Annotated in this window: 21 protein-coding genes, 1 pseudogene and 1 riboswitch; of the genes and pseudogenes, 8 read left to right on the top strand and 14 right to left on the bottom strand. The window is 67.8% G+C overall.

The window, feature by feature from the left end:
• Positions 1-327: 327 nt before the first annotated feature.
• Positions 328-2,490, top strand: a pseudogene (locus MYXE_RS25400) (cation-translocating P-type ATPase); the annotation flags it as partial.
• Here the strand turns inward: MYXE_RS25400 and MYXE_RS25405 are convergent.
• A complete protein-coding gene (locus MYXE_RS25405) occupies positions 2,459-2,749 on the bottom strand; it encodes an Rv1535 domain-containing protein (protein ID WP_415624500.1) in 291 nt (96 codons plus the stop codon). The pseudogene MYXE_RS25400 and the gene MYXE_RS25405 sit on opposite strands and share 32 nt — an antisense overlap.
• Before the next feature lie 60 nt (positions 2,750-2,809).
• On the opposite strand from MYXE_RS25405, the gene MYXE_RS21115 reads away from it, so the two are divergent.
• Positions 2,810-3,088: a hypothetical protein gene (locus MYXE_RS21115; RefSeq protein WP_039891328.1), complete on the top strand. Its 279-nt coding sequence runs from the start codon at positions 2,810-2,812 to the stop codon at positions 3,086-3,088.
• A 3-nt stretch (positions 3,089-3,091) separates the two neighbouring features.
• On the opposite strand, the gene MYXE_RS21120 is transcribed toward MYXE_RS21115, so the two are convergent.
• Together MYXE_RS21120 and MYXE_RS21125 are read right to left on the bottom strand one after the other, a co-directional pair.
• The gene (locus MYXE_RS21120; protein ID WP_003923100.1) at positions 3,092-3,463 is read right to left on the bottom strand and encodes an STAS domain-containing protein; all 372 of its coding nucleotides are present in this window, start codon (positions 3,461-3,463) and stop codon (positions 3,092-3,094) included.
• A 158-nt stretch (positions 3,464-3,621) separates the two neighbouring features.
• The gene (locus tag MYXE_RS21125) at positions 3,622-4,278 is read right to left on the bottom strand and encodes a PAS and ANTAR domain-containing protein (RefSeq protein WP_085193253.1); all 657 of its coding nucleotides are present in this window, start codon (positions 4,276-4,278) and stop codon (positions 3,622-3,624) included.
• A 158-nt stretch (positions 4,279-4,436) separates the two neighbouring features.
• Positions 4,437-4,546: riboswitch (TPP riboswitch) on the top strand.
• On the opposite strand from MYXE_RS21125, the gene thiC reads away from it, so the two are divergent.
• From thiC to MYXE_RS21140, 3 genes are all read left to right on the top strand, one after another.
• Positions 4,537-6,180 carry a phosphomethylpyrimidine synthase ThiC gene (gene thiC, locus MYXE_RS21130; RefSeq protein ID WP_415624439.1) on the top strand — a complete coding sequence of 548 codons (1,644 nt, stop codon included), beginning with the start codon at positions 4,537-4,539 and terminating at the stop codon, positions 6,178-6,180. Its footprint overlaps the riboswitch before it by 10 nt.
• On the top strand, positions 6,177-7,007 hold the full coding sequence (gene thiD / locus MYXE_RS21135; protein ID WP_085193135.1) for a bifunctional hydroxymethylpyrimidine kinase/phosphomethylpyrimidine kinase: 831 nt from the start codon (positions 6,177-6,179) through the stop codon (positions 7,005-7,007). Before thiC ends, thiD begins: the two co-directional genes overlap by 4 nt.
• Positions 7,004-7,624: an alpha/beta hydrolase family protein gene (locus MYXE_RS21140; RefSeq protein WP_085193136.1), complete on the top strand. Its 621-nt coding sequence runs from the start codon at positions 7,004-7,006 to the stop codon at positions 7,622-7,624. Before thiD ends, MYXE_RS21140 begins: the two co-directional genes overlap by 4 nt.
• Positions 7,625-7,810: 186 nt before the next feature.
• On the opposite strand, the gene MYXE_RS21145 is transcribed toward MYXE_RS21140, so the two are convergent.
• Positions 7,811-8,260, bottom strand: coding sequence for an Hsp20/alpha crystallin family protein (locus tag MYXE_RS21145; protein ID WP_039891337.1), 450 nt, complete (start codon positions 8,258-8,260; stop codon positions 7,811-7,813).
• 116 nt (positions 8,261-8,376) lie between these two features.
• Between MYXE_RS21145 and MYXE_RS21150 the strand changes: the two genes are divergently transcribed.
• Together MYXE_RS21150 and MYXE_RS21155 are read left to right on the top strand one after the other, a co-directional pair.
• A complete protein-coding gene (locus MYXE_RS21150; RefSeq protein ID WP_050947804.1) occupies positions 8,377-8,778 on the top strand; it encodes a MerR family transcriptional regulator in 402 nt (133 codons plus the stop codon).
• Between the two features lie 113 nt (positions 8,779-8,891).
• Positions 8,892-10,376: a flavin-containing monooxygenase gene (locus MYXE_RS21155; protein ID WP_085193137.1), complete on the top strand. Its 1,485-nt coding sequence runs from the start codon at positions 8,892-8,894 to the stop codon at positions 10,374-10,376.
• A 116-nt stretch (positions 10,377-10,492) separates the two neighbouring features.
• Here the strand turns inward: MYXE_RS21155 and MYXE_RS25140 are convergent, their stop codons facing one another.
• From MYXE_RS25140 to thiO, 9 genes are all read right to left on the bottom strand, one after another.
• Entirely contained in the window at positions 10,493-10,978 is a 486-nt protein-coding gene (locus tag MYXE_RS25140; RefSeq protein ID WP_157139314.1) for a hypothetical protein, read from the bottom strand.
• Positions 10,979-11,136: 158 nt separating this feature from the next.
• Positions 11,137-12,600: a M28 family peptidase gene (locus MYXE_RS21165; protein WP_085193138.1), complete on the bottom strand. Its 1,464-nt coding sequence runs from the start codon at positions 12,598-12,600 to the stop codon at positions 11,137-11,139.
• The gene (locus tag MYXE_RS21170; protein WP_232061882.1) at positions 12,597-14,039 is read right to left on the bottom strand and encodes a M28 family metallopeptidase; all 1,443 of its coding nucleotides are present in this window, start codon (positions 14,037-14,039) and stop codon (positions 12,597-12,599) included. The genes MYXE_RS21165 and MYXE_RS21170 overlap by 4 nt, the downstream gene beginning before the upstream one ends.
• A gap of 70 nt (positions 14,040-14,109) precedes the next feature.
• Positions 14,110-14,970: an MEDS domain-containing protein gene (locus tag MYXE_RS21175; RefSeq protein ID WP_003923083.1), complete on the bottom strand. Its 861-nt coding sequence runs from the start codon at positions 14,968-14,970 to the stop codon at positions 14,110-14,112.
• A gap of 287 nt (positions 14,971-15,257) precedes the next feature.
• On the bottom strand, positions 15,258-16,223 hold the full coding sequence (locus MYXE_RS21180) for a sensor histidine kinase (protein ID WP_085193141.1): 966 nt from the start codon (positions 16,221-16,223) through the stop codon (positions 15,258-15,260).
• A gap of 81 nt (positions 16,224-16,304) precedes the next feature.
• Entirely contained in the window at positions 16,305-17,066 is a 762-nt protein-coding gene (locus MYXE_RS21185; protein WP_085193142.1) for an SGNH/GDSL hydrolase family protein, read from the bottom strand.
• 4 nt (positions 17,067-17,070) lie between these two features.
• A complete protein-coding gene (gene thiG, locus MYXE_RS21190) occupies positions 17,071-17,829 on the bottom strand; it encodes a thiazole synthase (RefSeq protein ID WP_003923078.1) in 759 nt (252 codons plus the stop codon).
• Positions 17,822-18,019 carry a sulfur carrier protein ThiS gene (gene thiS, locus MYXE_RS21195; RefSeq protein WP_003923077.1) on the bottom strand — a complete coding sequence of 66 codons (198 nt, stop codon included), beginning with the start codon at positions 18,017-18,019 and terminating at the stop codon, positions 17,822-17,824. Before thiS ends, thiG begins: the two co-directional genes overlap by 8 nt.
• Positions 18,016-19,032: a glycine oxidase ThiO gene (gene thiO, locus MYXE_RS21200; RefSeq protein WP_085193143.1), complete on the bottom strand. Its 1,017-nt coding sequence runs from the start codon at positions 19,030-19,032 to the stop codon at positions 18,016-18,018. The genes thiS and thiO overlap by 4 nt, the downstream gene beginning before the upstream one ends.
• A 179-nt stretch (positions 19,033-19,211) precedes the next feature.
• Here thiO and thiE point away from each other — a divergent pair, with 179 nt between their 5' ends.
• A complete protein-coding gene (gene thiE, locus MYXE_RS21205; RefSeq protein ID WP_085193144.1) occupies positions 19,212-19,883 on the top strand; it encodes a thiamine phosphate synthase in 672 nt (223 codons plus the stop codon).
• On the opposite strand, the gene MYXE_RS21210 is transcribed toward thiE, so the two are convergent.
• Entirely contained in the window at positions 19,855-20,487 is a 633-nt protein-coding gene (locus MYXE_RS21210; RefSeq protein ID WP_085193145.1) for an NUDIX hydrolase, read from the bottom strand. The two genes, thiE and MYXE_RS21210, sit on opposite strands and share 29 nt — an antisense overlap.
• Positions 20,488-20,634 lie beyond the last annotated feature (147 nt).

Genomic DNA, 20,634 nt, shown 5'->3' on the forward strand with positions numbered 1-20,634 from the left:
TCCGGCTACCTGCTCGCCCGCAAGGTGATCACCGCCCCCGCCCCGATACCCACGCCTGTCCACGAATGGCATGCGATGACGGTCGAGCAGGTCCGCAGGATGCTGCCGCCGCCGGATATCGGTGAAACGGCGGAGCCGCGACACCGGCCGATGGCAACGCGCGCACTGGCCACCGCACAACGTGGTGCGCACGTCACCGCAACACCAAGTCGAGCGATTTGGCAGTTCCTCAAGGCCGTCCGCGCCGAACTGTCCGATCCGCTCACACCGGTGCTGGCGCTCGGCTCGGCGGCCAGCGCGATACTGGGCTCACCCGTCGACGCGGTGATGGTTGGTTCGGTGCTCACCGGCAATTCGATCCTGGCGGCAAGCCAGCGGCTGCGCGCCGAGAGTCGGCTCAATCGCCTTCTAGCTCAACAGGTTCCGCCCGCCCGGAAAGTCGAAACACGTGCCGACGGTACACGGGTGTATACCAATGTTCTCGCCGAGCAACTGCGGCCCGGTGACCTGATCGAGGTGCGCACCCACGAGGTAGTGCCCGCAGACGCCCGAATCATCGAGGAGGAGGACCTTGAGGTCGACGAGGCGACGCTCACCGGTGAGTCGCTGTCGGTGCCCAAGCAGGTCGAACCCACACCGGGCGCGGACCTGCCCGAGCGGCGCTGCATGCTTTACGCCGGGACCACCGTGGTGGCGGGAACGGCGACGGCGCTGGTGACCGCGGTCGGCCCCGAAACCCAGGTGCGTCGCGCTGCCGAGCTGGTATCCAGCGACTTGCCCGAGATAGGTCTGCAGCACCAGCTGAGCCAGCTCACTAATCGGGCGTGGCCGATCAGCGCGACCGGCGGCGCGTTGGTCAGCGCGCTGGGCTTGTTGCGGCGCAGGGGTTTACGCGAAGCGGTGGCCAGCGGCATCGCCGTGACGGTGGCGGCCGTTCCGGAGGGCATGCCGCTGGTGGCCACCCTGGCGCAGCAGGCTTCGGCGCGGCGGCTGACGAACTTCGGTGCGCTGGTCCGCGTTCCGCGTTCGGTGGAGGCGCTGGGCCGCGTCGACGTGGTCTGCTTCGACAAGACCGGGACACTCTCGGAGAACCGGCTGCGCGTAGCCCGGGTCCACCCGGTGTCGGGGTATTCCCGTGAAGAGGTGCTGCGGTGCGCGGCGCACGCCGCGCCGACAGCCAACGGTGGCCCGCAGATACACGCCACTGACGACGTGGCCATCACCGAGGCGGCGTCGGCCGTCGACGGTTCGGGCCCGCCCAGCGAACCCGATGCGCATCTGCCGTTCCGCTCCGGCAGATCGTTCTCGGCCTCGGTGACCGACGACGAGCTGACGGTCAAGGGCGCACCAGAGGTGGTGTTGGCCCGCTGCCGAGATGCCGGCTCGGACGTGGAGCGCACGGTTCGGGAACTGGCGGCCAGCGGTTTGCGGGTGATCGCGGTGGCGCGCCGACGGCTCGACCCGGCGCAGATCCGGGCCGTCGACGACGACCCCGACGACGCCATCGCCGAGTTGTGCGCCGGGCAGTTGACGCCGGTCGGATTGCTCGGGCTCGCCGACACCATGCGAACCGAAGCCCCGGAGCTGCTGGCAGACCTGCGCGACCGCGATGTCGACATCCGGCTGATCACCGGCGACCATCCGATTACCGCGGCGGCGATCGCCCAGGAACTGGGGATGCCGGTGACCGTGGATCAGGTCATCAGCGGGGCGGAGTGGGACGCGATGTCGCGCAAGGACCAGGAGCGCGCGGTCGCCGAACGGGTGGTCTTCGCCCGAATGTCACCGGAAAACAAGGTGCAGATTGTGCAGACTCTGGAGCGGGTGGGCCGGGTGTGCGCGATGGTTGGCGACGGCTCCAACGACGCCGCCGCGATCCGGGCTGCCACTGTCGGAATCGGAGTAGTGGCACGCGGCAGCGACCCGGCCCACACCGTCGCCGACGTGGTCCTGCCCGACGCCCGCATCGAGGCGCTGCCGCAAGCCATCGACGAAGGCCGCGAACTTTGGCGGCGGGTGCAGGCGGCGGTGTCGGTGCTGCTCGGTGGCAACGCCGGTGAGGTGGTGTTCGCCATCATCGGCAGCGCGATCACCGGGCGTTCGCCGCTGAACACCCGTCAGCTGCTGCTGGTCAACATGTTGACCGATGCGTTGCCGGCCGCGGCGCTCGCGGTGAGCCCGACAACCAGTGCCGGCGAGCGCGGCACACGCGGCCTCGATGAGCGCGTCCTGTGGCGCGCGGTTGGCGTTCGCGGGGCAACGACGGCGGCCGCGGCCACGGCGGCGTGGGCGATGGCCAGTGTCACGGGGCGGCCGCAACGTGCGTCGACCGCGGCGCTGGTCGCGCTGGTCGCCACCCAGTTGGGTCAGACGCTGCTGGATTCGCACGCGCCGCTGGTGGTGCTCACGGCCGGCGGTTCGCTTGTCGTGATGGGGACGCTGATCAGTATTCCTGGAGTCAGCCAGCTGCTTGGCTGCACGCCGCTTGGTCCGGTGGCGTGGGCACAGGCGCTGGGCTCGGCGACCGCTGCCACCGCCGCGGTGGGCGTGATAAACCGCCTTGTCGGTGCGCCGCGAGCAGCACTGCCAGAGCCGCCGACGCGTCAAGCCGAGCCGACGAACGGTCAGCCCGCACGACCTCCACGACGCCGAGCCGCCACAGCACCGCGTACAGCTCCACCAGGGGAACAGTCAGCAACGGTGCCAGCGCTGAAGCTAGCGGATCGGCCAGGGCATCCGTCGTCGCCATACATCCGACAGTGACCACAGCACCCGGCTCGGCGGAAAATCCTTCGTTACCGAAAGGCAAATGATGGTTGAAAGGAAGTCGCGCCTCCGCACATCCCAACGTGAAGCGGTGGAAGCGATACGCGCAGGGGAGACCTTCGCCGTGAATCTCCCGGTGGTGGGCCAACTCGAAATTCCGCGGCCCGAACAGCTGGCCTACTTTGGCGGGTTGGCCGCGCTCGCCATGTTCGAGCTCATCGACTGGCCGGTCGCGCTGGTCATCGCCGCCGGACACATCCTGGCCAACAACCACCACAACCGCGTCCTGGAGCAGCTCGGCGAAGCGATGGAAGACATCTGACGCTTAGTGCTGCTTGTCGGGATCGGGTGATCGCAGCGCCTCGGTGAGCGTGGGGTAGACGTCGAGTACCTGGTCCAGGTTGGTCACCTCGATCGTGCGGATCACCTGGGCGTTGTCGGCGACTAGTCGAACCGAGGTCCCGGCGGACGCACCCGCGTGGTGGCAATCGAGCACCGCGTTCAAGCCGGCGCTGCCGAAAAAGGTCACCGCCTGCAGATCGACGACAAGCATCCGGGCCTGATGCGTGGAAGCATCTTCCAGCGCCGTCGTCAGCTCGGAGACCAGCTCGCCGACGGTGCCAGAGTCAATGTCGCCCTTGACCCGGACGACGATGCAGTCCTCGCGGTCCTCGCGGTCAACCGCCAACAATTCCATCGGTGTTGCCTCGAATTTATCCGCCGGCCCGAAGACCGTGTGGGCAGTGTCCGGTCGAGAGACAAGGCGCGGTGCCCGAATCCGCCGTCTTCGCCGTCCAGGGGTGGTTCACAGCTTATCTCGGCGGCTTGCCCCAACAGTGGCAAATCGTCGTGCCACTACAGCGCCGGTTCCGCCGGGACGCGGTCGTGAACGGTCAGCAGCAGATGGTCGAATCGGTTCTGGACGGCCAACGGCATCGGAACGGCGGCAGTCACCTCAGTGACCAGCTGCTGGGCCAACGCACGCAGTTTGACGTTCGTCTCTTGCGACCGCCACCGCAGAACCCGAAACGCTTGCTCGGCGCTGATCCGATAGATGGCCATCAGCATGCCTTTGGCCTGCTCGATCACCGCCCGGGATTCCAACAGCTCGGGCAGGGCCTCGTCGAGGACCTCCTGACGGGTTTCGTCGCGGGCCTCGTCGAAGGCGCCGGTGAGGTCGATGTAGTAGCCCTCCGTGCCCACTACCGCGCCGTTGTCGTCCAGCATCCGGTCGGCCACCACGATCGCGTCGTGAACTTTGCCGGCTGTGTCGACAAACCGGTGACGGCTGGAAAACGATGTCTGCGACTGCAGTGCCTGGTCCAGAAGCTCTTGGACATGGGCGCGGTCGTCGGGATGCTTGTGTGACAACACCAGTTGGGTCGTCGGCTGCACTGACCCCGGCTCATACCCATGCATTCTGGCCAGCTCGTCGGACCACTCCCAGCGCTGGCCGACGAACCAGAAACGGAAGGCTCCCACGGTCAGGTTCTCGCCGACCACCGACGCCATCGCCGCACCCACCGGTTTCTTGGTCGTCGGGGTTGGCCTGTGCGCCATCCCGCGATCATCCCACGCTGGATACAGGCAGCAACAGCCTCGGGGCCGGTCCCACGCCGTCGTCACCAGGCTGGGCACCGCACTCGCGCTGCGCTAGCGTGGTGGCAGCCAACAATCCACGCGGGAGCGCACGCCGAGTGCGCTGAGAGGACGGCTGGGGCCGTCGACCGTCCGAACCTGACCGGGTAATGCCGTCGTAGGGAGATGCTCATGACCGATCTGTCTGTATCCGTCGCACCGTCCGTGACCACCGGCCCCATCGCCGGCAGCAGCAAGGTCTACCGCGATGTCGACGACGTTCCCGGCGCAAAAGTGCCATTCCGGCGGGTACACCTGTCCACCGGCGAGCATTTCGACCTCTACGACACCTCCGGCCCCTACACCGATCCCGACGCGGTGATCGACCTGCATCGCGGCCTGCCGCCGCGCCCGGGTGTGGTCCGTGACCGCGGCACACAGCTGCAGCGGGCCCGGGCCGGAGAGATCACCCCGGAGATGGCCTACATTGCCGTGCGGGAAGGCATGCCCGCCGAACTGGTGCGCGACGAGGTGGCTCGCGGGCGGGCGGTGATCCCTGCCAACCACAACCATCCCGAAGCCGAACCGATGATCATCGGCAAAGCGTTCGCGGTCAAAGTCAATGCGAACATCGGGAATTCGGCGGTGACGAGCTCAATCGCCGAGGAGGTCGACAAGATGGTGTGGGCCACCCGGTGGGGGGCGGACACCGTCATGGACCTGTCCACCGGCAAGGACATCCACGAAACCCGCGAGTGGATCCTGCGCAACTCGCCGGTGCCGGTCGGCACGGTGCCGATCTATCAGGCGGTGGAGAAGGTCAAGGGCGATCCCACCAAGCTGACGTGGGAGATCTACCGCGACACCGTGATCGAGCAGTGCGAGCAGGGCGTGGACTACATGACCGTGCACGCCGGGGTGCTGCTGCGGTATGTGCCGCTGACCGCCAAGCGGGTGACCGGGATTGTGTCCCGCGGCGGGTCGATTATGGCCGCCTGGTGCCTGGCTCATCATCAGGAGTCGTTCCTGTACACGCACTTCGAGGAGCTGGCCGATATCTTCGCCCGCTACGACGTCACGTTCTCACTCGGCGACGGGCTGCGGCCCGGCTCGATCGCCGACGCCAACGACGCTGCCCAGTTCGCCGAGCTACGCACCCTGGGCGAGCTGACAAAGCTCGCGAAATCACGTGGCGCCCAAGTGATGATCGAAGGCCCCGGGCACATCCCGATGCACAAGATCGTCGAGAACGTGCGCCTGGAAGAAGAGCTGTGCGAGGAGGCGCCCTTCTACACGCTCGGCCCGCTGGCCACCGACATCGCCCCGGCCTACGACCACATCACCTCGGCGATCGGTGCGGCGATCATCGCGCAGGCCGGCACCGCGATGCTGTGCTACGTCACGCCCAAAGAGCACCTGGGCTTGCCGGACCGCAAGGATGTCAAAGACGGGGTGATCGCCTACAAGATCGCCGCGCACTCTGCCGACCTGGCCAAGGGCCATCCCCACGCGCAGGAAAGGGACGACGCACTAAGCAAGGCCCGATTCGAGTTCCGCTGGAACGACCAGTTCGCGCTGTCACTGGATCCCGACACCGCCCGGGAATTCCACGACGAGACGCTGCCCGCCGAGCCGGCCAAGACCGCGCACTTCTGCTCGATGTGCGGGCCGAAGTTCTGCTCCATGCGCATCACCCAGGATGTCCGCGACTACGCCGCCGCGCACGGGTTGGAAACCGAAGAGGACATCGAAGCCGTGCTGGCCGCCGGGATGGCCGAAAAGTCGCGTGAGTTCGCCGAGCACGGCAACCGGGTGTATCTGCCCATCGCGCAGTGACTTACCTGCCACTGCCGCGCCGCGGTGCGACACCGCGGCGGGTGCTGACGATCGCCGGGTCGGACTCCGGAGGCGGTGCCGGCCTGCAAGCCGACATCCGCACCTGCGCGCTGCTGGGAGTGCACGCGCTGTGCGCGGTGACCGCGGTGACGGTGCAAAACACGGTGGGCGTCAAGGGTTTTCACTTAGTTCCTGATCAAGTGATCGCCGCGCAGATCGACGTCGTGTTGCACGACATCGGGTTTCAGGCGGCCAAGACCGGCATGCTGGCCTCCCCCGAGATCATCGCCGCCGTTGCTGCGGCCTGGCGCGACCACAGCCCGGATGCGCCGCTGGTTGTCGACCCGGTGTGCGCGTCCATGCACGGTGATGCGCTGCTAGAACCGAGCGGGCTGGAAACCCTTCGGGCCGAATTGTTTCCGCTGGCCACACTGGTCACACCCAATCTGCACGAAGTGCGGCTGCTGGTCGGCATCGAGGTCGTCGACGCCGAAACACAGCGTAAGGCGGCCAGTGCCCTGCACGCGCTGGGGGCCCGATGGGCGCTGGTCAAAGGCGGGCACTTGCGACCGTCGGAGTCCAGCACAGACCTGCTGTTCGACGGCCGGGAGTTTCACGAATTCGCCTCGCCGCGCGTCGACACCAGCCACGACCACGGCGCTGGTGACACGCTGTCGGCGGCGGTGGCGTGCGCGCTTGCGCACGGCTACACCGTCCCGGACGCGGTTGCGTTCGGCAAGCGGTGGGTGACCGAATGCCTGCGCGCCGCATACCCACTCGGGCACGGCCATGGCCCGGTATCGCCGCTGTTTCGGCTGGGCCGATGAATCTCCAGCAGATCGCCGGCATCGCGCACGAACCCCACCGCACCCCGTCCGGTGTGGTGGTGTTGGCCCACGGTGCTGGTGGCAGTCGCGAATCCGTACTGCTGCAGCAGCTTTGCGACGAGTGGGCACGACGAGGCTGGCTGGCGGTGCGCTACGACCTGCCTTACCGGCGGCGGCGGCCGACCGGCCCGCCCTCGGGTTCGGGCAGCGCCGACCGGGCCGGGATCGTCGAGGCCATCGAAACGTGCCGTGGCCTAGCCGACGGACCGCTGATCGCCGGCGGTCATTCCTACGGCGGCCGGCAGACTTCGATGGTGGTGGCCTGCGGGCAAGCGGCAGTGGAGCTGCTGATGCTGTTCTCCTACCCGCTGCATCCACCGGGCAAGCCGGAACGCGCCCGCACCGAGCACCTGCCCGACATCACCGTGCCGACGGTGTTCACCCACGGCGGATCCGACCCGTTCGGCACGCTCGACGAGATGCGCGCCGCCGCCGCGCTGATACCCGCGCCGGTGCAGCTGGTTGAGATTGCCGGCGCACGTCACGATCTGCGCTGCAAGGGGATTGACGTGCCGGCCTTGGCCGTGGACGCGGCGTTGCAACTGCTCGGGCACTGACTTGGGGTGCCGGTGGGCGACGGCGACGGCCGCAGCGCGGCGCACGCCTCCCCGGCGAGCGGCGCCGCGGTGTTCGGGTCAGCGCGGCACCGCTGCCTGGCGGCCGGGAGGGTGTACCGGCTCGCCGGCGCCGAGTATCGGTGCTGCCGTTTGCGAACCGCTGCGCCGCGTCGCCCACCGGACGGCTTATGCGTGGACGGCGTCCCGCTCAGCGGCCTTGTCGTCGTGGCCCTGGTGCCCGTCGCCATGAGCGACGGTGATCTTGCGCGGCTTGGCGCGTTCGGCCACCGGGATGTGCAGCCGCAAGACCCCGTCACAGTAGGACGCCTTGATCCGGTCGGTGTCGAGGTTTTCGCCGAGCACTAACTGCCTGCTGAACACCCCTCGGGGCCGCTCGGCGGCCAACATCTCCCGATTCGGGTCTAACTCTGGCCGCTCGGCCCGCACCGTGACGACGTTGCGTTCGACATCCAGGTCCAGCGAGCCCTCCTTGATGCCCGGTAGGTCGAACTCGACCACGAACTCGTCACCCTCACGCCACGCGTCCATCGGCATCACCGCTGGACGCGCTGACGTGCCCAGTACCTGCTGGGTGAGGCGATCTAGCTCGCGGAATGGGTCCGTACGCATCAGCATGGTGGTCACCTCGAGCTCCAATCTGACGCCTGCTGCGCCATAAATCTATGTTGATAGAGATAGATTTGATATACCATTCATGAAAATACGACGCAAGTGTGGTAAACAAGTTTTCTGTGAGAGACTCCAACGATGCTGCGAGGGGCGATGGGCTCCTACCCACCGGCGTGCCCGCTCCGGATCAGGGCGTGTACGGCATTTCCGTCGCTGCCGAGCTGGCCGGGACGGGCGCGCAGTCGCTGCGACTATACGAACGCCACGGCCTGGTTACCCCGGCTCGAAGCGACGGCGGTACCCGCCGTTACAGCGCGGATGACCTGGCCCGGCTGCGGCGCATCACCGAATTGGTCGCGGCCGGCGTCAATCTGGCCGGCGTCGCCCGAATCCTCAACCTCGAAGACGACAACGCCGCGCTGCGCGCCGACATCATGCGGCTGCAAGCCGGTAAGCGCAGCCGAGGCAGCGGGTCGAAGGCTCGTCGCGGCAAGACCGCGCGAGACAAACACAGCAGCACATAGCGGTGCCGGCGGGGTGCCCGCGCACTAGACGCGGGGTAAACGCTCGCTATCATCACCGTGGCCCTTAGCGCGCCGGGCAGGCTGCTACTGGGCAGTAAGGTACGGTTTTCAGCATGCACGCCGAGCAGTTTGACGTCGTGATCGTGGGCGCAGGCTTCGGTGGTATCGGGGCGGCCATCCAGCTCAAGCGGCTCGGATACGACAACCTCGTCGTCCTCGATCGCGAGGCAGATCTGGGCGGGACCTGGCATGTCAACCGCTATCCCGGCCTGGCCGTCGATATACCCTCCACGACCTACTCGTACTGGTTCGAACCCAACCCGTACTGGTCGCGGCTATTTGCGCCCGGTCCAGAGCTCAAGCAATATGCCGAACGCGTCGCCGACAAGTACGACGTGCGCCGTCACATGCGGTTCAACACGACCGTCGAGGGCGCTCGCTGGGACGAGGAGGCGCGGGTGTGGCAGGTCGAACTCGTCGGCGGCGAGACGCTCACCACACGATTTCTGATCACCGCAACCGGCTTTTTGTCTCAGCCGCACACCCCGGATATCCCCGGAATCGCCAGCTTCGACGGCAAGATCATCCACACCACCGCCTGGGACGACAGTCACGACTTTGCGGGTCGGCGTGTCGGTCTGATCGGAACCGGCGCGACCGCGGTGCAGTTGGTCCCCGAACTGGCCAAGCAGGTCGCCGAGATGACCGTGTTTCAGCGCACCGCGATCCACGTCGTCCCCAAGATCGACTTCGCGATCCCGCCCTGGCTGCAGCAGGTGTTCGCCCGAGTGCCGCTGGTACACCGGGCCTTCCGGCTGGTGACGGACACCCTCTTCGAGGTGATGACCGTGACCGGCGTGTTGCACTACCGGCAGTTTCGCCGCCTCAACATCGCCGCCGCGGACCTGGCCAAGATCAACCGCTTCGTCTCGGTGCGCGACAAGGAGTTGCGCCGCAAGCTGACCCCCGACTACGACTTCGGCTGCAAGCGGCCCACCTGGTCCAACAGCTACTACCGCACATTCACCAAACCGCACGTGCATCTGCAGACCAACTCGATCGAGCGGATCGAGCCCGACGGTATCGTCACCGCAGATGGCCACAAGACCCATATCGACACCCTTGTGCTGGCCACGGGATTTAACCTGTGGGACGCCAACTTCCCGGCTATCGAGCTGATCGGCCGGCGCGGCAGAAACCTCGGAAAGTGGTGGCGGGAGAACCGGTTCCAGGCCTACCAAGGAGTGTCCATCCCGTACTTCCCGAACTACCTCAGCTTGGCGAGTCCGTACGCGTTCTCCGGTCTGTCGTTCTTCAACACGATGGAATATCAGATGCGGCACATGGACCGGCTCTTCAGGGAACTGAAGCGTAGGGGCGCAACCACATTCGAGGTCACCGAAGAAGCCAACGCGCGATTCCTGGACCGGATGACCAAGCTGCTTGACAACTCGGTGTTCTATCGCGGCGACTGTGCTACGTCACGGTCCTACTACTTCAACCACAGCGGCGAGGCGGCGCTGCTACGACCCACGTCCACGCGCAACGCTGTGCGGGAGGGCTCGCGGTTCCCGTTGAGCGACTACAGATTTGCGTAAGGGGAATAATGCCGACAAGAAGCAGGCGCGTCGCGTGGTTTTACGGTCTGGCTTTGGCCGGCGCCGGCGTCAGCCACTTCACCAGTCCGCAATTGTGGGAGCCGATCACCAAGCCACTATTCCCGCGCAGCACTCGGCGCCACATCTACACCAACGGCGGAATCGAGACGATGCTCGGGCTGGGCTTCACCAATCCGAAGACCCGCAGCCTGACAATCGTCGGCCTGATCGGTTACGCCGCTTATCTTGTCGGCAGCGCAATTCGCGAGCGCCGAATAGCACAGCAGCCATTTGCAGTGCACCAGCCGTCCCAAGTCGACCACCAGCGCCATGGCGGCATGCACCAAAACCCGCGCCTGCCCGGGTGTTAGTGACAGCCGCGTCGCAGTGAGCAGCCGCACCCACCAGTCGATCGTCGACCGCTGTACGTTGCACAGCAGCTCTTGGTCGGCCAGAGTCACGTTGACTCGCTCGGTGTAACAGATTGCCGCCAACTCCCGCCAACTCCAGCAGACCGCCAGCGCGGCAATGACATCGGGACGGCGCAGCGACGATCTTGGGCTGCTGCAGTGCTGCGTTAAGCGTGCTGCGGGCGCGGCCACGCTGCCACCCGGTGGTTGGTGCGCTTGCTCGCCAGCTGGTGGCGGGTCACCGCCGCCTCGGTGATTGCTCTGCGCTGTGCCACTGGGCATGCGCGCGCATTTTCGATGAGGCACACCCAACCCCGACGACGACCCACCACCGTTCTGATGGGGCATGCCTATGGCCGCACCTGCTTGCGATGCCGCTGGTCATGGGTCGGCACACCGTTGACGCCGCCGATCGACTGGGCGTAGGTGCCCACAGCAAACGCCACACCCGAGCCCATGATGGCCAGCGCATCCCGGTTGACATGGTCAAGCGTGTCGCGGGCACTGTGGTAGTTCGGGTCGAAGGCCACTCCCGCTTGACCGCCCCAAAGCCGGGCTTGCACAGCGGTTTTCGTTTGCGACGAACCGGTGGTCATGCCGCCGATCGGCACGCCCGCGACCAGGAATGGGCTGTAGTCGCTTTGGGTGCTCAACGGCAGATCGAAGGGCCGCTTGCCGGCCAGGTTCAGGTAACCGGCAAGGGTGCGTTCGATACCGGCCGACCCGGTGGGCACGTTCTGTGGTGCGCCACCCGGGCCGACCGGGGCGGATTGGTCACCGTCGTCGGTGAAGAAACCGGCGTTGGGTGATCCGAGCGTGTCGAAATTCAAATACAGCGCGACGTCGTTGAGTTCGTCGCGGCCCATCCCGAGCACGTAGTCAAGAGAGCCGTTGAGCCCGGATTCCTCCGCACCCCAAAACGCGAACCGCACCATGTTGGCCAGCCGCGGGGATGGGCCCAGTTGCAGCGCGGTCTCCAACACCGCGGCCACCCCGGTCGCGTTGTCGTTGATACCAGGACCCTGCGGCACGCTGTCCAGATGTGCCCCCACCACCACGACATCGTGCGGTGAACCGGTCTTGGTCTGCGCCAAGACATTTCGAGAAGTGATTTTGACGGTGGCGGTGTCCAGCGTAAGTCGCACCGGTCCGGCGGCATCGCGTAGCGCCCCCGCGCCCTCGGCGCCGACGACGGCGACCGGCATCGTGAGCTGGTCGTAGTAGCCCGGGTTGAACAGCTTAGGCGACGCGCCTTGGTGGCCGGGCTCGCTGGTGACGACCAGCGCGACCGCGCCTTTGGCCGCCGCGGCCTTCTGCTTGTCGACCACGGTGCAGCCGCTGTCGTCGACGACGGCGATCGCGCCTTTCGGGCCCGCGCCCGGATAGTCGCTTGCCGCGCAGCCGGCGGCCTTGGCTGGTCGCACCACAGGGGCTGTTATCCCGCCGGGCGGCGTCTGCACCAGCAGCGACGCCTGGTCGACGGCGTAGTCGTGGCCGGAGACGGTCAGCGTCGGCTGGCCTGGCGAGGCGGTGTATAACCGGTCGAATTGTGGTGTCGATACGTCGAAACCCTTGCTGCGCAGTGCCTTAGCGACGTAGTCGACGCTGGCGGCGAAACCGGGCGTGCCTTCGGCCCGATTGCCTTTGTGCGCGTTGGCGATATCCTGAAATGCGCGCAGATGGGTAAGCATCGCGTCCGCGTTCACCTTGGCCGCCAGGACATCACCGAAGTGCGGTGGCGCGGGATGCGACGACGAGCACCCTGCCAGCAGGCCGACCGTCAGCGCCAGGGCGGCACCCGCTGGACGGATCATGACGTGGTGATCACGTGGCGGGTCCGGTCTTCCCGGATCGGGACGCCGTTGCGCCCGCTGAGGTCCTGCGCGTACAGCCCGACCGCATAGGCGACGCCGCCGCCCAGGATGCCCAGCGGGGTGCGGTCGATCTGGTCAAGTGTGTCGGTTTTCTTGTGGTAGTTGGGGTCAAATGGCTCGCCGGGCGTTCCGCCCCACAGCTTGGCTTGCTCCTCGGACTTCTTGTTTTCCGCTCCAGAAAACAATCCGCCCGATGGGATCCCGGCCTGGGTGAACCCGTCGTAGTCCGAACGGCCGTCGAATGAGGTGTCCTGCGCGGTCTTACCGGCCGACTTCAGGTAGGCCACCAGCGAGCGCTCGATGCCGGCCGAGCCCTCCGGAACCACCGGGTTACCCCGCTGGTCTGCCGGCAGCGATTGGTCCCCGTCGTAGGTGAAGTAGCCGGGATTTGGTGAGCCCAGCATGTCGAAATTGAGATACAGCGCGATGTCCTTGAGCCCGTCGACATCCAGTGATTCGATGTACTTGCGCGACCCGATCAACCCGAGTTCCTCCGCGCCCCAGAAACCGAATCGCACGGCGTTGTGGATTTTCGGCGAATTTCCAAGTCGCAGAGCGGTTTCCAAGACGGCGGCCACACCCGAGCCGTTGTCGTTGATGCCGGGCCCCTCGGGGACGCTGTCGAGATGCGCCCCGGCCATCACCACGTCGGTGGTCGAGCCGGTCTTGGTCTGAGCGATGACGTTGCGGGCCTGAAACGTTTGCGTTTCGGCCTTGAGCTTCACGGTGGCCGGTCCGGGCTGGGCACGCAGCTGTGCACCGTCGGCCTTGGTGACGCTGACCACCGGGATCTTGACGTCGGTGTTCTCGCCGAGCGTGCCGCCCATCTCCTTTTCATCGACGTTGTCCGCCACCACCATTGCCACCGCTCCACGCTCCACCGCCGCCTTCTCTTTTTGCGCGAACGGGCAGGTACCGCGGTCGACCAACACGACAGCGCCTTGCACCGGCAGGCCGTCGTAGTCGGAGGCAGTGCAGCCGGGGCTGTCCTCGGCGGGCGCGGCAACCAGCGGGCCGCTCACCCCCTCCGCCGGGGTGGCGAGGCTGAACTGCACGGCATGCGCCTCCACCGTCTTGCCGCTCACCGTCACCGATCCCGGGTCAGCGTGAAATACTCTGGCGGTAAACTGCGGGGTTTGCACGTCGAAACCATTGTCCCGCAAAGTCTTCGCCACATAGTCGACACTTGCGTCGTAACCGGGTGTGCCCACCGCGCGGGTGCCGTTGCTGGCGTTGGCGATCTCTTGCAGCTTCGACAAGTGGCCCATCATCGCCTCGGTGCTGATCCGGCCGCGGAGCCCCTCCGCAAACCGCACCGCGGCGGGCTTCTCGCGTGCCGGCGCCGAGGTGCTCGGCGGGCGAGCGCAGCCGCCGAGCACAACCGCGACTGCCGCAACCGCCGAAAGTATCGCCTTCGATGCATTTTCCACGTCGACCACGTTAGACGGCTCAGCCGGCGTCCACGGCCCCCGACCTGTCCAGCCGGACGCTTTCCAGTTCCAGCAGCTCAACCAGTCGCACAAGCATCTGCTGGTTGCTGATCAACACCACCTGCCGGCCATGGGCGCGGGCCTGCTCGTCTAGCGTCAGGAGCTCACGGTGGGTGACGAAGTCCAGCCAGCGCGCGTCGATGATCAGTTCCTCGCCCCCGGCGAGCGGCCAGATCCGTTGCAGCGCGGCGGTGAATGCCTGACGGTCTACAACGTCGATCTCACCGGCCAGCGCGAAGTGCGTGCCAGGCTCGGCGTATAGCCGGAAGCCCACCGCGCGCTCACCGACAAGCGGATGCAAGCACAGCATCTCCTTGGCGGCCTCCCCCAAGACCGTCAGGTTGTAGGCGCACAGCGCCGAGAAGGGCAGCACCGCCATTTTCTGGTCGACGAGATACTCCAGGCGGCTGAACGCGGCGCACTGCTCCGGTGTGCGCGCCAACACGGCCCCGTCAACCACGGCACGACAGCCGCTGCACCCCATGGCAACCACGTATTCCATCGCGGCGACCCCGGCCGCCACCGTCGCCTCGGGATCCACCACGTCGGTGCCCGCAACGAACACGTAATGTTCGGCGACCGGCGTTACCGAAATCTGACGGGACCTGACCGCGGAGCCGAAACCCATCTGCAGCAGCTCGGTGTGCAGCGCGGCGCGGCTACGGTCACGGGCGTACAGGATTCGCTGGTTTAGTGCCAGGCCGTCGGCGATGTACTCCGCAGCGCGGGCCAAGAACTCGGACTCATCCCGATACCCCCACCCCACATGCCCGAACGGGGTAAGGCCCGCGGCTGAGGTGACCACACCCTGCGGGCGCATCACGCTACCTCACCTGCGCACCGGTCAGTCCGCCGATCAGCCAGATGCGCTGGCTCGCAGACGGTGTCGCTCCCCGCGCCCGGATCGGTCCACAGGGGCTGGTTGCCGTTGTCGACCGCGAGGTCAACCGCAGGCGCATCATCTAACAACGCGACATCGCTTTCCGGCACTGTGATCAACACGGGTTGGCCTTACTCAACCATCCGGACAGCAATCGGGTCAGCGAATCGGCATACTCGCGCGCCGAGCGGTGAACCAACACGGAATGACCACCCGATGGCGGCGCGTCACCGGCCATCCTCGGCGGCCCGGTCCAGCCGCAGAAACGCCTGGATGGTCGTACCCCCCGGCGTTGTGTGGATGCGCACGAGGTCGGCCAGGGCGTTGACGACGAACAGCCCGCGGGGGCTCGTCTCCTCCCCGCTCGGCGGTCGTCGGCCGGCCAGCGGGTCGTCGAGAAATCCGGTGTCGCGCGCCTCGCAGACCAGGTGCCCGTCGTGTTCCCAGAACGCGAGCCAGCATTTCCCGTTGCCGTGCTGCAGGCTGTTGGTGGCCAATTCGGTGATGATCAGTTGCAGGTCGGCGATGCCGTCCGCGCTAAGGCCCAGCAACCTGCCGTACCGGCTGCCTTGCTGGCGGGCGGGGCTGAGATCGGCGAATTCCGCGACGGTGTAGGTCACCGCGGCGGGGCTGGTGGCCAGCGGCTCGTTGCAGCGCTCAAGCGCCACGCCGACCGCGTAGTCAGGGCTGGGCCGGTACGAGCCGGCCGACCAAATCAGCGGATGCGTGACCCGAGCGTCCGCCAGGACCTGGTCGGCCAACCGCGACGCGTCGTACAGGCATACCGCGGTCACCCGCCGACCGTCGAATGCCAGGTTGACCAACGCCTCGTGCTGCACGCAGGCCGGGTATTCGACTGCGCTGCGGCCCGCCCACACCGCTTCGCCGATCAGCCGGACGGGCCGGTGGCGATGCCGCTCCACGAAAGCACCCGCCAGCCCCAGCAGCCGGCCCGGATTGCGGCCCACCTCGGTGATGTCGGCCAGTGTCACCTCTGCGTCGTCGGTCATCGGCCCTAGTGCGCTGGACAGCGATGCCAGCTTGTCGGGAGGTAGGCCCAGCCACACCGGCTCGTAGTTGCGCATGCCGTCGGCGACGAACGCCACCGCGAAATCCAGACACTCCCGCCGGGAGCGATAGAGCATCGCCGAGTGCACGAAGCTGGCGTCTCCGGCCGGTGTACTCGCGGTCATGAAACGGCTCCACTCGGTAGACGCTGCACCCAGCCACATCTTGTTCCGGCCGAAGGCCTACCCGGTGGGACGGGTCCTTAATCAGCCAAGCTGGGCACCTACCTGTGCCGTGACCATTTCCGCGACGGCGCGCATCCCCGCGGCGTTGGGGTGAAACGGCGCCGTCCGCCACGGCAGTGGCCACGCTGCCCCGACGGTCCAGGGGTCCGACGACCAGGCGTGGTGGTCCCGGCTGGCCAGCCCGGCGCGCACCAGCTCACATCCGCTGGCCTCGGCGGCCGCGGCGGTCAGGTCCGCCAAGCGTGCAGCGACGTGCCGGCCCAGGTCGGCGTCGGCCGGCGACAGCGGCGCTGCGCTCCGCCCGGCCGGCGGCAGCATGGTCAGGTAGTCGACGAAGAGCACCCGCGCGCCCGGGGCGCGCCGGCGCACCGCCGCCCCGACCGCGCGCAACGAGTCGCCGACCTGACCGAGCGCCTGCTCGCGGGCATCGCGGTCCAGCAGCGCGCGGATGTTGGGCAGCATCCGCGCCGCCCGGGGCAGGGCCGCGGCCATCAACAGCGGGATGTAGCCGACGTCGTTTCCGCCGATCGTGATGGTGACCAGTGCCTCCGAACCGTCCAGGGCGTCGATCTGCGGCGGCGTGCCACGTTGACGTTCGGCGAGAATGTTCGCGGTCGTCGCACCGGAAAACGTGACGTCGACTAGATCAAGGTTCAGCCGCCGGGCGACCAGATGCGGGTAATTGCGGGCCGATCGGCCCGACCCCCACGGCGCGCCCTTGGCCCGCGGCCGGATGCCGGGGCCGGCTGCCATCGAACTTCCCAGCGCCACATAACGTTTCATCGCGTCACAATGGTGGACTGGAAGCGTGCGCCCAGAACCGTTTCGGGATGCGCCCGGCGCGGCGGGCCAGATAGCCAGCGGTGACGGCGGCGGCCATCGCGGCGGCCATCGCGGGCGGGTCGGCGGCCCGGGTCACCGCGCTGGCCAGCAGCACCGCGTCGCAGCCCAGTTCCATGGCCAGCGCGGCGTCGCTGGCCGTGCCGATGCCGGCGTCGAGCACCACCGGCACACCGGCGGCGGCAACGATCATTTCGATGTTGTGCGGGTTCGCGATGCCCAGGCCGGTGCCGATCGGTGACCCCAGCGGCATCACCGCCGCGCACCCGATGTCCTCCAGCCGTCTGGCCAGCACCGGGTCGTCGTTGGTATAGGGCAGCACCACAAATCCGTCGTCGACTAATTGTTCTGCGGCCCTTACTAATTCGACTGGATCGGGCAGCAGGGTGCGCTCGTCGGCGATGACTTCCAGCTTGACCCATTCGGTGCCCAGCGCCTCACGGGCCAGCTGCGCCGTCAGCACCGCTTCGGCAGCGCTGCGGCACCCGGCGGTGTTGGGCAGCGGGGTGATGCCGAGCCGGTTCAGCAGATCGAGCATCCCGGTTCCGCCCTCGGCATCGACCCGGCGCATCGCGACGGTGGTGAGCTCGGTGCCCGACGCCACCAACGCCTCCTCGAGCACCGCCAGGTTCGTCGCCCCGCCGGTGCCCATGATCAGCCGGGACGAAAAGCTGCGGCCGGCGATCGTCAACTTCGCATCAGCCACCCTGCACCGCCGTCACCACCTCGAGCCGTGCACCATCGCAAAGCGTTGTCTGCCACTGGTTTCGGGGAAGCACAGCTTGGTCCAGCGCCACCGCGATACCACGGTCGGGGTAGCCCAGCGTCTGCAGCAGCCCGGCCACCGTGGTCTGCTCGTCAACCTGGACCCGTTGCTCGTTGACCAGAACGATCATCTGTGCGCTCCCACCGGAATCAGTTCGGACACGATCTGTTCGGCAGTCCACGGCGCCAGCAGGAACCCATTGCGCCCGTGCCCGGCGGCGACCAGGGTGCGCTCGTCGAGGCGCCGCACCAGCGGAAGGTTGTCCGGTGTCATCGGCCGAAGCCCCGCGGCGCACTCGGCCAGCTCGTATTCGCCGAGGGCCGGCAGCACGGCGCAGGCATCGTCGAGCAGATCACGCACACCGGAGACGACCGGTGCGGTGTCGCGGCCGTGCTCGTATTGGGTGGCACCGACCACCACCCCGTCGGCGCGCGGCACCAGATACACCTGCCGGCCGTGCACCCGGGCCCGAATCACCCGCTGCGGCACCGGCATACAGCCTTTGCGCCAACGCAGCCGCAGCACCTCGCCCTTCACCGGCCGGATCGGCAAGCCGGGCCACAGCGTCGGGGCGTCGATGCCGTTGGCGATCACCACCGCGTCGGCGTCGACGCTGTCCAGCTCGTGCACGGGCCCGGCCCACCGGACGCCCAGTCGCTCGCAGGCTGCCACCAAGCCGTCCAGCACGGCACGATTGTCGACCGCAAGCTCGGTGGGCGCCCGAAAACCATGCCGAATTCCCTGCGCCAACAGGGGTTCCACATCGCGGGCAGCGGACTCCCACACCACCGGGTGGCCCTGGGCGGACAGCCAGCCCGCGACGGTGCGCAACTCGGCCGCATCGGCCGAGTCGACGGCCACCACCAGCGATTCGCGCGCGGTGATCACCTGCGGCGCCAACCCGTCCAGAAAATCGCTGTCATGCCAGAGCCGCAGCGACTCCAGACCTAGGTGTAACAGCCGTTCCTCACCTGGCCAGCCTTCGCTGTGGGGGGCCAGCATGCCGGCGGCCACCCAGGACGCGCCGGGTTCGCCGCTGCGGTGCACCCGCACCGACCAGCCGGCCTGGGCCGCTCGGCGCGCCACCGACAGCCCGATGACGCCGCCGCCGACGACGGCCAGCGATCCCAGGCCCGGTGACATTCCTCGCTCCCTTCGCCGGCATGATCCGGATCAGGTTCGACGGTAAGGGCGGGCGCGCCCACTCTCAGCCCCCGGCTTGCGCTCGTTGCCCGGCTCCTGTTTCGGCCTTGCGGCCCGCATCGTCACCGGGCCCTGGGACTCCCGTGTCGATCACCCACGCTAGCCGCTAGCGTCGCGGTGTGCACGAAACCCGCAGCCGTCTGGCCGCAGCCCGGCTCTACCTGTGCACCGATGCCCGCCGTGAGCGCGGTGACTTGGCTGAGTTCGCCGAGGCCGCGCTGGCCGGGGGGGTCGACATCATCCAGCTGCGCGACAAGGGGTCGGTCGGCGAGCAGCGGTTCGGCCCCCTCGAAGCGCGCGACGAGCTCGCGGCGCTGGAGATCCTCGCCGAGGCCGCCCGCCGCCACGCGGCCCTGGTCGCGGTCAACGACCGCGCCGATATCGCCCGCGCCGCCGGCGCCGACGTGCTGCACCTGGGCCAAAACGACCTGCCGCTGGCGGTGGCGCGCGAGATCGTGGGTCGCCACACGCTGATCGGCCGGTCCACTCACGACGTCGAGCAGGTCGCCGCCGCGGTCGCCGAGGATGCCGACTACTTCTGCGTTGGCCCCTGCTGGCCCACCCCCACCAAGCCGGGCCGGCCGGCGCCGGGCCTGCAACTGGTGCGTGTCGCCGCCGAAATAGCTGGCGAGAAGCCGTGGTTCGCCATCGGCGGCATCGACGCGGCGCGGCTGCCGCAAGTGCTCGAGGCCGGTGCCCGCCGGATCGTGGTGGTACGGGCCATCACGGCCGCCGACGACCCGAAGGCCGCGGCGAAACGGCTCAGTTCGGCGCTTGCAGCAGCGCGCTGATCCGGTCGGTCAGCTGCGAGGGCGCCTGATCCGGCGGGCCGGGCATGCACCAGACGAACACCCCGGCCTCGACCTCCACCGTGCACGGCAACCGTAGCCGCCGTTCGTCGGCGGCATGCAGCGGCACGGTGGCCGGGGCGGTGCGCAGCCGCTGCCAGCTGGCGGCGAAACCGGGATGCAACGGCAGGTCGGCCACCTCGTCTTCGGCGACCCAGCGCAGCTCGGCGCTTTCGCCGTTGGGGACCGCGGTCAGCAATTCGCCCGCGTCAGCGACGACGGTGGTGTAGGTCCAGTGAGCACCGCGAGCCCCGAAAACCTCGGCGGTGACCACCACGCCGCGCACCGCCAGCCGTTCGGTGGGCAGGCCCGCCTCCTCGCACGCCTCCCGGACCGCGGTCTGCTCAGGGGTCTCGTGGCTGTCGCGGGCGCCGCCGGGCAGACCCCAGGTTCCGCCTTGGTGGCTCCACCACGCCCGGTGCTGCAGCAGCACGGCGGGTGTGCCGTCGGGGCGCGGCGCGCGCAGCAGCAAACCTGCCGCACCGTAGCGACCCCAATAGCGGGCGCCGCTGTCGGAGATCACCCATCCGTCACCGTCGCCGCGCACGCGTTCAGGATAAGTGCCCGCCCGGCGACGACGCGTCGCGCAGCGCCGGGTACGGAGCAGTCGGGCGACCGGGCCGGCCCGCACACCGTGGACACGAACTATCCGCAAGGCCCACCCGCGGCGACGAGGGCTCTTAGAATTTGCTTA

The organism is Mycobacterium xenopi (assembly GCF_009936235.1).
Lineage (GTDB): Bacteria > Actinomycetota > Actinomycetes > Mycobacteriales > Mycobacteriaceae > Mycobacterium > Mycobacterium xenopi.

What these genes read in the sequence shown, in the direction of transcription:
- MYXE_RS25405 (WP_415624500.1), bottom strand. Translation starts at nt 2,749, where the DNA reads ATGGCGACGACGGATGCCCTGGCCGATCCGCTAGCTTCAGCGCTGGCA.
- MYXE_RS21115 (WP_039891328.1), top strand. Translation starts at nt 2,810, where the DNA reads ATGATGGTTGAAAGGAAGTCGCGCCTCCGCACATCCCAACGTGAAGCG.
- MYXE_RS21120 (WP_003923100.1), bottom strand. Translation starts at nt 3,463, where the DNA reads ATGGAATTGTTGGCGGTTGACCGCGAGGACCGCGAGGACTGCATCGTC.
- MYXE_RS21125 (WP_085193253.1), bottom strand. Translation starts at nt 4,278, where the DNA reads ATGGCGTCGGTGGTCGGCGAGAACCTGACCGTGGGAGCCTTCCGTTTC.
- thiC (WP_415624439.1), top strand. Translation starts at nt 4,537, where the DNA reads ATGACCGATCTGTCTGTATCCGTCGCACCGTCCGTGACCACCGGCCCC.
- MYXE_RS21140 (WP_085193136.1), top strand. Translation starts at nt 7,004, where the DNA reads ATGAATCTCCAGCAGATCGCCGGCATCGCGCACGAACCCCACCGCACC.
- MYXE_RS21145 (WP_039891337.1), bottom strand. Translation starts at nt 8,260, where the DNA reads ATGCTGATGCGTACGGACCCATTCCGCGAGCTAGATCGCCTCACCCAG.
- MYXE_RS21155 (WP_085193137.1), top strand. Translation starts at nt 8,892, where the DNA reads ATGCACGCCGAGCAGTTTGACGTCGTGATCGTGGGCGCAGGCTTCGGT.
- MYXE_RS21165 (WP_085193138.1), bottom strand. Translation starts at nt 12,600, where the DNA reads ATGATCCGTCCAGCGGGTGCCGCCCTGGCGCTGACGGTCGGCCTGCTG.
- MYXE_RS21175 (WP_003923083.1), bottom strand. Translation starts at nt 14,970, where the DNA reads ATGCGCCCGCAGGGTGTGGTCACCTCAGCCGCGGGCCTTACCCCGTTC.
- MYXE_RS21180 (WP_085193141.1), bottom strand. Translation starts at nt 16,223, where the DNA reads ATGACCGCGAGTACACCGGCCGGAGACGCCAGCTTCGTGCACTCGGCG.
- MYXE_RS21185 (WP_085193142.1), bottom strand. Translation starts at nt 17,066, where the DNA reads ATGAAACGTTATGTGGCGCTGGGAAGTTCGATGGCAGCCGGCCCCGGC.
- thiS (WP_003923077.1), bottom strand. Translation starts at nt 18,019, where the DNA reads ATGATCGTTCTGGTCAACGAGCAACGGGTCCAGGTTGACGAGCAGACC.
- thiO (WP_085193143.1), bottom strand. Translation starts at nt 19,032, where the DNA reads ATGTCACCGGGCCTGGGATCGCTGGCCGTCGTCGGCGGCGGCGTCATC.